Source organism: Mycolicibacterium septicum DSM 44393, assembly GCF_000455325.1.
GTDB classification, from domain to species: domain Bacteria; phylum Actinomycetota; class Actinomycetes; order Mycobacteriales; family Mycobacteriaceae; genus Mycobacterium; species Mycobacterium septicum.
Genome location: NZ_HG322952.1, coordinates 544,492 through 555,597, shown reverse-complemented (window position 1 = coordinate 555,597; position 11,106 = coordinate 544,492). Strand labels below are relative to the sequence as shown.

The following is an 11,106-nucleotide window of genomic DNA, read 5'->3' as shown; positions in this document are numbered from 1 at the left end:
TCCCGCATCCCGGGTGTGCGTTCCACCAGAGGCGACGGGGCCTCCTCGATGACCTTCTGGTGGCGGCGCTGGATCGAGCACTCGCGCTCGCCGACCGCCCACACCGTGCCGTGCTGATCGGCCAGCACCTGCACCTCGACGTGATGGCCGGCCGCCAGGTAGCGCTCGCAGAACACCGTGGGGTCACCGAACGCCGACTGCGCCTCACGCTGGGCCGCTGCCACTTCGCTTGGCAGATCCGACAGTTCGCGCACGACGCGCATACCGCGACCGCCGCCGCCGGCCGACGCCTTCACCAGCACCGGCAGCTGGTCGGCCGTCACGGTCGACGGGTCGAGCTCGGTCAGCACCGGAACGCCGGCCGCGGCCATCATCTTCTTGGCCTCGATCTTTGAGCCCATGGCCTGCACGGCGTTCACCGGCGGGCCGATCCAGGTCAGCCCGGCATCGATCACGGCCGCCGCGAAATCCGCGTTCTCGGAGAGAAACCCGTAGCCGGGGTGAACGGCGTCGGCACCCGCTGCCCGGGCCGCGGCGATGATCTGGGCGGAGTCGAGGTAGCCGTTGTTGCCTTCCAGGCGAACCCGGGCGTCGGCCTCGGCGACGTGTGGGGACCCGGCGTCGGGGTCGGTGTACACAGCGACCGTGCCGATGCCGAGCCGACGGCAGGTCTCGAACACCCGGCGGGCGATCTCGCCGCGGTTGGCGACGAGCACTCTGGTAATCACTGTTCGCTCACATCCTGAAGACGCCGAAGTTCGACGTCCCCTCGATCGGGCCATTCGCGATGGCGGACAGGCACATTCCCAGCACGGTGCGGGTATCCCGGGGATCGATCACCCCGTCGTCGTACAACCGGCCGGACAGGAACATCGGCAGCGACTCGGCCTCGATCTGGGCCTCGACCGCAGCCCGCAGTGCCGCATCGGCGGCCTCGTCGACGGCTTGGCCACGGGCCTCGGCGGCGGCGCGGCTCACGATCGAGAGCACACCCGCGAGCTGGGTGCCGCCCATCACCGCGGACTTGGACGACGGCCAGGCGAACAGGAACCGCGGGTCGTACGCCCGCCCGCACATGCCGTAGTGGCCCGCGCCGTAGGAGGCGCCGAGCAGCAGCGAGATGTGCGGAACGGTGGAGTTCGACACCGCATTGATCATCATCGAGCCGTGCTTGATCATGCCGCCCTCTTCGTACTGCTTACCCACCATGTAGCCGGTGGTGTTGTGCAGGAACAGAAGCGGGGTGTCGGACCGGTTGGCCAGCTGGATGAACTGGGTGGCCTTCTGCGACTCCTCGGAGAACAGCACCCCGCGGGCATTGGCCAGGATCCCGATCGGGTAGCCGTACAGCGTGGCCCATCCCGTCACCAGCGACGATCCGTACAGCGGTTTGAACTCGTCGAAATCGGAGCCGTCGACGATGCGGGCGATCACGTCGCGCGGGTCGAACGGGATACGCAGATCGGCGGGCACGATGCCGATGAGCTCCTCCGGGTCGAACTTCGGCTCGACCACCGGCGCGGGAACGGGTCCCTTCTTGCGCCAGTTCAGCCGGGCCACGATGCGCCGGCCGATCCGGATCGCGTCGAGCTCGTCGTTGGCCAGGTAGTCACCCAGACCCGAAGTGCGGGCGTGCATCTCGGCACCGCCCAGCGATTCGTCGTCGGACTCCTCGCCGGTGGCCATCTTCACCAGCGGCGGTCCGGCCAGGAACACCTTGGAGCGTTCCTTGATCATCACGACGTGATCGGACATGCCCGGCACGTAGGCGCCGCCGGCCGTCGAGTTGCCGAACACCAGCGCGATGGTCGGGATGCCCGCCGCCGACAGCCGGGTCAGATCGCGGAACATCTGCCCGCCCGGGATGAAGATCTCCTTCTGCGTCGGCAGATCGGCGCCGCCGGACTCCACGAGGGAGACCACCGGAAGCCGGTTCTCCATCGCGATCTGGTTGGCGCGCAGGATCTTCTTGAGCGTCCACGGGTTGCTGGTGCCGCCCTTGACCGTCGGGTCGTTGGCGACGATCAGGCACTCGACACCCTCGACGGCACCGATGCCGCAGACGACGCTGGCGCCCACGGTGAAATCGCTGCCCCAGGCCGCCAACGGGCTCAGCTCCAGGAACGGGGCATCCGGATCCAGCAGCAGCTCGACCCGCTCGCGGGCGGTGAGCTTGCCGCGGCCGTGGTGGCGGTCCACATACTTGGGCCCGCCGCCGGCCAGGGCCTTGGCGTGCTCGGCATCGAGCTCGGCGAGCTTGGTGGCCATCACCTCGGCCGCCTCGGTGAACCCCGGCGAACCCGGGTCGATGGTTGATTTGAGAGTGGTCATGACTGGAACCCCAATGTCTTTGCGGCCAACGAGGTCAGGATCTCGGTGGTACCTCCGCCGATACCCAGGATCCGCATGTCACGGTACTGGCGTTCGACCTCGGATTCGGCCATGTAGCCCATTCCGCCGAACAACTGGACAGCCTGATTGGCCACCCACTCGCCGGTCTCGACGGCGGTGTTCTTGGCGAAGCACACCTCGGTGATCAGGCCCTGGTCCCCGGCCAACTGCCGCTCGACGACATGGCGCGTGTACACCCGGGCCACGTCGATCCGCCGGGCCATTTCCGCCAGGGTGTTCTGCACCGACTGCCGGGCGATCAGTGGCTTGCCGAAGGTCTCGCGGTCGCGGCACCACTGCACGGTCAGGTCCAGGCAGCGCTGCGCACTGGCATAGGCCTGCACGGCCAGGCCCACCCGCTCGGAGACGAACGCCGCGGCGATCTGAAGGAAGCCGGAGTTCTCCGCGCCGATCAGGTTGGCCACCGGCACCCGCACGTCGCTGTAGGACAGTTCGGCGGTATCGCTTGAGCGCCAACCCATCTTGTCGAGCTTGCGGGTGACCACAAATCCCGGGGTGCTCTTGTCCACCACGATCAGTGAGACGCCTGCCGCGCCCGGTCCGCCGGTGCGCGACGCCGTGACGACGTAGTCCGCGCGGACACCCGAGGTGATGTAGGTCTTGGCGCCGTTGAGGATGTAGTCATCGCCGTCTCTGACCGCGCGCGTGGTGAGGTGCCCGACGTCGGAGCCGCCGCCCGGTTCGGTGATGGCAAGGGATCCGATGAGATCCCCTCGCAGCGTGGGCTTCACGTAGGTCTCGATCAGGCGTTCATCGCCCGAGGCGATCATGTGCGGCACCGCGATGCCACAGGTGAACAGCGAGGCGAACACGCCGCCGGGGGAACCCGCGTAATGCATTTCCTCGCAGATGATCACGGCGTCGGCCCCGTCGCCGCCACCACCGCCGACCGACTCGGGGAAGTTGGCGCCGAGCAGGCCGGCCTCGCCGGCCTTGCGGTGCAATTCGCGCGGCAGCTCGCCGGTGCGTTCCCACTCGTCGGCGTGGGGCAGCACCTCACGCTCGGCAAAGCTGCGCACCGTCTTGCGCAATGCCTCACGCTCGGGCGAAGTCCAGATGCTCACTTGATGAGTTCCTCCGGGATATCGAGATGACGGCTGCGCAACCATTCGCCCAGCCCCTTGGCCTGCGGATCGAATCGGGCCTGATACGCGACGCCCTGGCCGAGAATGCCTTCGATCACAAAGTTCACGGCCCGCAGATTCGGCAGCATGTGCCGGGTGACCGGCAGATCTGCTGTCTCGGGCAGCAATTCACGAAGTTTGTCGACGGTCAGCGTGTGTGCCAACCAGCGCCACTGCTCGTCGGTGCGTACCCACACCCCGACATTGGCCGACCCGCCCTTGTCGCCGCTGCGGGCGCCGGCGATCGTGCCGAGCGGCGCGCTGCGAGTGGTCCCGGAGGGGAGTGGGTCGGGGAGGGCGGGATCGGACACCGGTGCCAGATCGAGGGTTTCGCTCGCCGGCACGATGCCGATCCGGCTGCCATCGGCGTATACGGCGATGTGCGGCACCTCGGCGGCGTCGACGTAGCCGGGTACGAACACTCCGTAGATCTGACCATCGCCCGGGGGTGCGGTGGTGGTGAATCCCGGATAGCTCGCCAGCGCGAGTTCCACGCCCGCCGATGAGAATTGACGTCCGACGATGTTGGGATCCGCGTCGCGGACCACGCAATGCAGCAGGGCGCTGGCGGCTTCCTCGGTATCGGCATCGGGATGGTCGGTGCGGGCGAGCGTCCAATCCAGTTCTGCCGGGCGCACTTTCAGGCCGGCCTCCAACTGGCTGCGCACAAGCGCGGCCTTGGCCTCGATGTCCAGGCCGGTCAGCACGAACGTGGCGGCGTTGCGGAACCCGCCGATGCTGTTGCACGACACCTTGAGCGTCGGCGGCGGGGCCTCGCCCGTCACCCCGGAGATACGCACGCGATCGTCGCCGTCCTGGCTCAGCTGCAGCGAGTCCACACGCAGCGTCACATCGGGATTGGCATAGCGAGCGCCGGTGATCTCGTAGAGCAGCTGGGCGGTGACCGTGCCGACGCTGACCTGCCCGCCGGTGCCCGCATGCTTGGTGATCACCGAGGAGCCGTCGGCGGCGATCTCGGCGATGGGGAACCCGGGCCGGGCCAGATCCGGTATCTCGGAGAAGAAGGAGTAGTTCCCGCCGGTGGCCTGGGTGCCGCACTCGATCACGTGACCGGCGGCCACCGCTCCCGCCAGCGCGTCGTAGTCGGTGGGCGACCAGCCGAAATGCGCGGCCGCGGGCCCGACGATCACCGAAGCGTCCGTCACCCGGCCGGTCACCACGACGTCGGCGCCGGAATTGAGGCAGTCGACGATGCCCCACGCACCGAGGTAAGCATTGGCGGCCAGGGGAGTGCCCAGCCCGAGTTCGGAAGCCCGGCCCACCAGGTCGTCGCCCTCGACATGGGCGACGTTGACGTCGAGGCCCAGGCGCTCGGCCAGGGCCCGGACCGCGGTGGCCAGCCCCGCCGGGTTCAGCCCGCCGGCGTTGGCCACGATCTTGACGCCCTTGTCGAGCGCCAGCCCCAGGGACTGCTCCAGCTGGGTGAGGAAGGTCTTGGCGTAGCCGCGGTCGGGGTTCTTGGCCCGGTCACGGGCCAGGATCAGCATGGTCAGCTCGGCCAGGTAATCGCCGGTCAGATAGTCCAGCTCACCGCCGGTGAGCATGTCGTGCATCGCGGACAGCCGGTCGCCGTAAAACCCCGAACAATTACCGATGCGCACTGCATCAGGCCCTGAAGGCACCTGTACTCCTGTCGACGCTGACAATGGATACCACCCAACCAACCAACCGGTAGGTTAGCGGGTACCGCTGGTCTCACGTCAATAGGTGGTGGGCATGTCCCAGCTCAGGCCGGTGGCCACCGTTTTGGAGCAGCGCCAGGTCAACCGTTACTCTGTACCTAATCGTCGCCGCCGGCGAGCTCAATCGATTCGCGCGGCAACAACCCGAAGCAAGGAGATGCACGTCATGGCTGTGCCCAAGCGCAGAATGTCGCGCGCGAACACCCGTAGCCGGCGCGCGCAGTGGAAGGCCGAGGCCACCGGTCTCGTCGGCGTCAGTGTCGCCGGTCAGCAGCACAAGGTGCCGCGCCGTCTGCTCAAGGCCGCTCGTCTCGGCCTGGTCGATCTCGACAAGCGCTAGAACCTCAGACACTTTCTCAAAAAGCGCTATCACTCGTGATAGCGCTTTTTGTCGTGCTCAGGGTTGTTCCGGTCCCGTGAAAACGCTCGGCGAATTTGCGGCGCGCCTCTCAGCCCACTCTCAGACAGCGGGTTGAAACTGTGCCTGTGCGCATACTTGTCGTTGACGACGATCGCGCTGTGCGCGAATCCCTGCGCCGGTCGCTTTCTTTCAATGGTTATTCGGTCGAGCTCGCCCAGGATGGGGTCGAAGCACTCGAGGCGATTGCCAGTGACCGGCCCGATGCTGTGGTTCTGGACGTGATGATGCCGCGGCTGGACGGTCTGGAGGTGTGCCGGCAGCTCCGCAGCACCGGTGACGATCTACCGATCCTGGTACTGACCGCCCGTGACTCGGTCTCCGAGCGGGTCGCCGGATTGGACGCCGGTGCTGACGACTACCTGCCCAAGCCGTTCGCGCTCGAGGAGCTGCTGGCGCGGATGCGGGCGTTGCTGCGCCGGACGGTCAGCGACGACGGCGCCGATTCGCAGATGATGACGTTCTCAGACCTGACCCTGGACCCGGTGACCCGCGAGGTGACCCGTGGCCAGCGTCAGATCAGCCTCACCCGCACCGAGTTCTCGCTGCTGGAAATGCTGATCGCCAACCCGCGGCGAGTGCTCACCCGTAGCCGCATCCTCGAAGAGGTGTGGGGATTCGACTTCCCTACTTCGGGCAATGCCCTCGAGGTGTACATCGGATACCTCCGCCGAAAGACCGAGGCCGAAGGCGAGCCCCGGCTGATCCACACCGTGCGCGGCGTCGGTTACGTGCTGCGCGAAACACCCCCCTGATTTGATGGCGCTCAACGCAAACACCTGGCGAACCGCCACCGACTCTGGGCGGCTCGCCGCCGTGAACCTACGGAACACCAGCTCACTGTCATTGCGCTGGCGCGTGATGATGCTCGCGATGTCGATGGTGGCCATGGTGGTCGTCCTGATGGCGGTCGCCGTCTATGCCGTCGTCTCGCGCGCGCTCTATGACGACCTGGACAACCAGCTGCACAGCCGGGCCCGGTTGCTCATCGAGAGCGGATCGCTGGCGGCCGACCCCGGTAAGGCCATCGAGGGCACCGCCTACTCCGACGTCAACGCGATGCTGGTGATCCCGGGCCGATCCATCTATACGGCCAACCAGCAGGGACAGATGCTGCCGCTGGGCAAGCCGGAGAAGGACGTTATCTCCGGTGAACTGCTGATGTCCCTGCGCACGGCCAACCACCAGCGGGTGCTCGCGGTGCATCTCGCCAACGGCAGTTCCCTGCTGATCTCCAAGAGCCTGGCGCCCACTGTCCAAGTGCTGAGACGGCTGGGCACCGTGCTGCTCATCGTCGGCGGCGTCGGAGTCGCGGTGGCCGCCATGGCCGGTGGTGCGGTGGCCAGAGCCGGGCTCAGACCGGTGGGCAGACTCACCGAAGCCGCGGAGCGGGTGGCCCGCACCGACGATCTGCGGCCCATCCCGGTGGTCGGCAGCGACGAGCTGGCCCGGCTCACCGAGGCGTTTAACATGATGCTGCGGGCTCTGGCCGAATCGAGGGAACGGCAGTCCCGGCTGGTATCCGACGCCGGGCACGAGCTGAGAACCCCGCTGACCTCGCTACGCACCAACGTCGAACTGCTGATGGCCTCGCAAGCGCCGGGCGCGCCGCCGCTGCCCCGAGACGAGATGGACGGGCTGCAGCAGGATGTGATCGCCCAGATCGAGGAGCTCTCCACCCTGGTCGGTGACCTCGTCGACCTGACCCGCGACGATGCCGGCGGCATCACCCCGGAGCCGGTCGACATGTCCGAGGTCGTCGACCGCAGCCTGGAGCGGGTCCGGAGGCGCCGCAACGACATCGAATTCGACGTCGACGTCATCGGCTGGCAGGTGTTCGGCGACGCACCCGGCCTCGGCCGGGCAGTGCTCAACCTGCTGGACAACGCCGCCAAGTGGAGTCCGGCCGGCGGACGGGTCAGTGTCCGGTTGCATCAGGTCGATCCGACGCATGCCGAACTCGTGGTTTCCGATCACGGGCCCGGCATCCCGCCGCAGGAACGCGCGCTGGTGTTCGAGCGCTTCTACCGCTCGGACGCGGCCAGGGCGATGCCGGGATCCGGTCTCGGATTGGCTATCGTCCAGCAGGTGGTGCTCAAACACGGTGGCGCACTGCGGATTGACGAGACCGTGCCGGGCGGCACCCCGCCGGGAGCTTCCTTTCACATGGTGCTGCCGGGCCAGCCGATCCCCAATGGCGATGCGACACACTCGCCCCGGGTCGGCGGTGGGCACGCTGTCGGCGCGGACAAAAGGTGAGACAGTTAAGTCAGTCGGGGGACTAAATCACGGATGGATCAGAAATCTCTAAGTGGATTCTCAGCCCATCTGGGCAACCTGAGTGGCAGTGAGTTCGTTTGACGAATTGAACAGACACGAGGGTTGGACAAACGGGTCGGAGCGGGCCGGCGTCACAGGCCGGCGGACCTTTACAAGAGAAGAGCACGCAGCACTATGACGAACCACCCGAGGTACCCCCAGCAGCCGGAGCAGCATCCCGGCGGCGCTGCCCCCGGATACGCCGGTGCGCGTCCTGATCCTTACCAGCAACAGTCGTACGACTGGCGCTACGCGCGTCAACAGCCGCAGCAGCACCAACCGCATCAGTCGCAGACGCATCAGACGCAGCAGCACCAGGCCCAGACGCATCAGACCCAGACCCACCAGCCGCAGCAGCAGGCGTATCGCGCACCGTTCGACCCGTACCGGATTCCGGCCAGCCCGCAGCCCGTCCCTGCCAAGAAGCGCTCCAAGGCCGGCCTGGTCGCCGGTGCCCTCACCGTGGCCGTGGTGTCGGCGGGCATCGGTGGCGGCGTGGCCACGCTGGTTCACGATGACCACCCGCGCCTGGGCACCCAGGGCCTCGGTGCCGCGCCGACTGTCCCCGCGGCCGCCCTGCCCCCCGGTTCGGTGGAGCAGGTGGCAGCCAAGGTGGTGCCGAGTGTGGTCAAGCTCGAGACCGATCTGGGCCGCGCGTCCGAGGAGGGCTCGGGCATCATCCTCACCGGCGATGGCCTCATCCTGACCAACAACCACGTCGTGCAGGCGGCCAAGCCGGGTGAGCCCGCTCCCGCCACCGCGCCCGGTAGCGCACCGGCACCGGCGGGCGCCCAGACCAAGGTGACGTTCTCCGACGGGACCACCAAGCCGTTCACCGTGGTGGGTACGGACCCCAGCAGCGACATCGCAGTGGTGCGCGCACAGGACGTTTCGGGATTGACCCCGATCACGCTCGGCTCCTCGGCCAACCTGCGGGTGGGCCAGGACGTGGTGGCCATCGGCTCGCCGCTGGGCCTCGAAGGCACCGTCACCACCGGCATCATCAGCGCGCTGAACCGTCCGGTCGCGGCCGGCGGCGACACCCGCAATCAGAACACCGTGCTCGACGCCATCCAGACCGACGCCGCGATCAACCCGGGCAACTCCGGTGGCGCGCTGGTCAACATGAACGGTGAACTGGTCGGGATCAACTCGGCGATCGCCACGATGGGCGGGGATTCACCGCAGGCGCAGAGCGGCTCGATCGGGCTGGGCTTCGCGATCCCGGTGGATCAGGCCAAGCGCATCGCCGACGAGCTGATCCAGAACGGCACGGCCTCGCACGCCTCGCTGGGCGTGCAGGTGGCCAACGACAAGGCCAGTGACGGCGCCAAGATCGTCGAGGTCACCAACGGCGGGGCAGCAGCGGCTGCCGGTCTGCCCAGCGGTGTGGTGGTCACCAAGGTCGACGACCGGGTGATCGGCAGCGCCGACGCGCTCGTGGCCGCGGTGCGGTCCAAGGCCCCCGGTGACAAGGTCACGCTGACCTTCCTGGACCCGGCGGGCAAGCCGCAGACCATCGACGTCACGCTGGGAAAGGCTGAGCAGTGAGCACGGTGATCGGACCCGGCGGGATCGCCACACTCCGTCTGGCTACACCGTTGTCTGCCGCCGGATATACGGTTGCAGGCATGGAACAGCCAGGGGAGTTGGTGGGGCGCGCGCTCGTCGTCGTCGTGGACGATCGCACAGCGCATGGCGAGGAAGACCACAGCGGTCCGTTGGTCACGGAACTGCTGGGCGAGGCCGGGTTCGTCGTCGACGGAGTCGTGGTCGTGGCCGCCGACGAGGTCGAGATCCGCAACGCATTGAACACCGCGGTGATCGGCGGCGTCGATCTGGTGGTGTCGGTCGGTGGGACGGGGGTGACACCGCGCGATGTGACGCCGGAGGCCACCCTCGACATCCTCGACCGGGAGCTGCTGGGCATCGCCGAGGCACTGCGGGCATCGGGACTTTCGGCGGGCATCGTGGATGCGGGGCTGTCCCGCGGTCTGTGCGGCGTCTCGGGCAGCACGCTGGTGGTGAACATCGCCGGGTCGCGTGCTGCGGTGCGCGACGGCATGGCCACCCTCGGGCCACTGGCCGCGCAAGTGATAGGCCAGCTATCAAGTTTGGAAATCTGAACATCAACGAAACGGCGGCCACCGGCCGCCGTTTCCTTTTGCAGGTGAATGTTAGGCAGAGTTACGGTGCTGGTTAAGAGCAGGTTAACGGTTGTTGCAGCGCCACCTAGGATGAGATGTGATCTTCATCACAAAGGGAATTGACGATGCCTGAAGCGAACAAAATGTCCCAGCACGCAGTTAACAAGATTTTCGGTGAGGCCCTCCCGGACATCGCTCCCGATGAACGCGACACCGCTTCGCCGGACGACGATGACGACCGGGACCGATGGTTGAGGAACAACATTCCGCCTCACCATCACTGAGAAGGTGAGCGGCTTGTGAGGGCTACGAAACCTCTGCTCAGCACTGTGGTCCGGCCCTCAGTTCGTTATCGAGGCGAACGGCATCACAGCATTGCCGAGTGGGCCAATTCGCAGCGTCGCGACGTAGTGCGCGACCTCCCAGCCGGTTTTCAGCAAATTTTGATCGATTGACCGTATGCACCGCTCGGGATATGTGCTTGCGTTGCCGCCCCGGAGGGCTCCCGTTATGTTCCTCGTGTCAACGATGAGCATTACGTAAGAGCAACGTGTGGGGTTTCTAATCCGCACCACATGTAGGTCTTGCGCGGCGGTACGGTCTGCGGGGGCCGGGACGCCACCCACAAACGGTGGGCCCCCGGGGCCGCCGGCGATATAGCTAGGGAGAACATGAAGGCATTCAGTCGGGTGCTGGTCGCGATGGTGGCAACCATCGCGGCGCTGTTTACGAGCACGGGCACTTCTCATGCGGGTCTGGACAATGAACTGAGCCTGGTTGATGGTCAGGACCGGACCCTGACCGTTCAGCAGTGGGACACCTTCCTCAATGGTGTGTTCCCGCTGGACCGCAACCGGCTGACCCGTGAGTGGTTCCACTCCGGTCGCGCCAAGTACGTCGTGGCGGGCCCGGGTGCCGACGACTTCGAGGGCACGCTGGAGCTGGGCTACCAGATCGGCTTCCCCTGGTCGCTGGGCGTGGGG

General features: G+C 67.0%; 10 protein-coding genes. 6 read left to right on the top strand and 4 right to left on the bottom strand.

Annotated elements, in window-relative coordinates; genetic code table 11:
• From TX88_RS22660 to TX88_RS22645, 4 genes are all read right to left on the bottom strand, one after another.
• On the bottom strand, positions 1 to 728 hold a 728-nt coding region (locus TX88_RS22660), incomplete at its 3' end, for a biotin carboxylase N-terminal domain-containing protein (RefSeq protein ID WP_044520114.1).
• Positions 729 to 735: 7 nt separating this feature from the next.
• Positions 736 to 2,331, bottom strand: a complete 1,596-nt coding sequence (locus tag TX88_RS22655) for an acyl-CoA carboxylase subunit beta (RefSeq protein WP_044520113.1) — start codon at positions 2,329 to 2,331, stop codon at positions 736 to 738.
• Positions 2,328 to 3,476, bottom strand: coding sequence for an acyl-CoA dehydrogenase family protein (locus tag TX88_RS22650; protein WP_044520112.1), 1,149 nt, complete (start codon positions 3,474 to 3,476; stop codon positions 2,328 to 2,330). The genes TX88_RS22655 and TX88_RS22650 overlap by 4 nt, the downstream gene beginning before the upstream one ends.
• Positions 3,473 to 5,179: an acyclic terpene utilization AtuA family protein gene (locus TX88_RS22645; RefSeq protein ID WP_280113236.1), complete on the bottom strand. Its 1,707-nt coding sequence runs from the start codon at positions 5,177 to 5,179 to the stop codon at positions 3,473 to 3,475. Before TX88_RS22645 ends, TX88_RS22650 begins: the two co-directional genes overlap by 4 nt.
• A gap of 226 nt (positions 5,180 to 5,405) precedes the next feature.
• Between TX88_RS22645 and rpmF the strand changes: the two genes are divergently transcribed.
• From rpmF to TX88_RS22615, 6 genes are all read left to right on the top strand, one after another.
• Positions 5,406 to 5,579 carry a 50S ribosomal protein L32 gene (gene rpmF, locus TX88_RS22640; protein WP_044521728.1) on the top strand — a complete coding sequence of 58 codons (174 nt, stop codon included), beginning with the start codon at positions 5,406 to 5,408 and terminating at the stop codon, positions 5,577 to 5,579.
• A gap of 146 nt (positions 5,580 to 5,725) precedes the next feature.
• A complete protein-coding gene (locus TX88_RS22635) occupies positions 5,726 to 6,412 on the top strand; it encodes a response regulator transcription factor (RefSeq protein WP_044520110.1) in 687 nt (228 codons plus the stop codon).
• A gap of 4 nt (positions 6,413 to 6,416) precedes the next feature.
• Positions 6,417 to 7,916, top strand: coding sequence for a HAMP domain-containing sensor histidine kinase (locus TX88_RS22630; protein WP_110918127.1), 1,500 nt, complete (start codon positions 6,417 to 6,419; stop codon positions 7,914 to 7,916).
• Between the two features lie 195 nt (positions 7,917 to 8,111).
• Positions 8,112 to 9,527: a S1C family serine protease gene (locus TX88_RS22625; protein WP_044520109.1), complete on the top strand. Its 1,416-nt coding sequence runs from the start codon at positions 8,112 to 8,114 to the stop codon at positions 9,525 to 9,527.
• Between the two features lie 80 nt (positions 9,528 to 9,607).
• On the top strand, positions 9,608 to 10,102 hold the full coding sequence (locus tag TX88_RS22620; protein WP_003885700.1) for a MogA/MoaB family molybdenum cofactor biosynthesis protein: 495 nt from the start codon (positions 9,608 to 9,610) through the stop codon (positions 10,100 to 10,102).
• Positions 10,103 to 10,794: 692 nt separating this feature from the next.
• Positions 10,795 to 11,106 (top strand): MspA family porin (locus TX88_RS22615; RefSeq protein ID WP_044521725.1); only part of this gene is annotated, 312 nt, incomplete at its 3' end.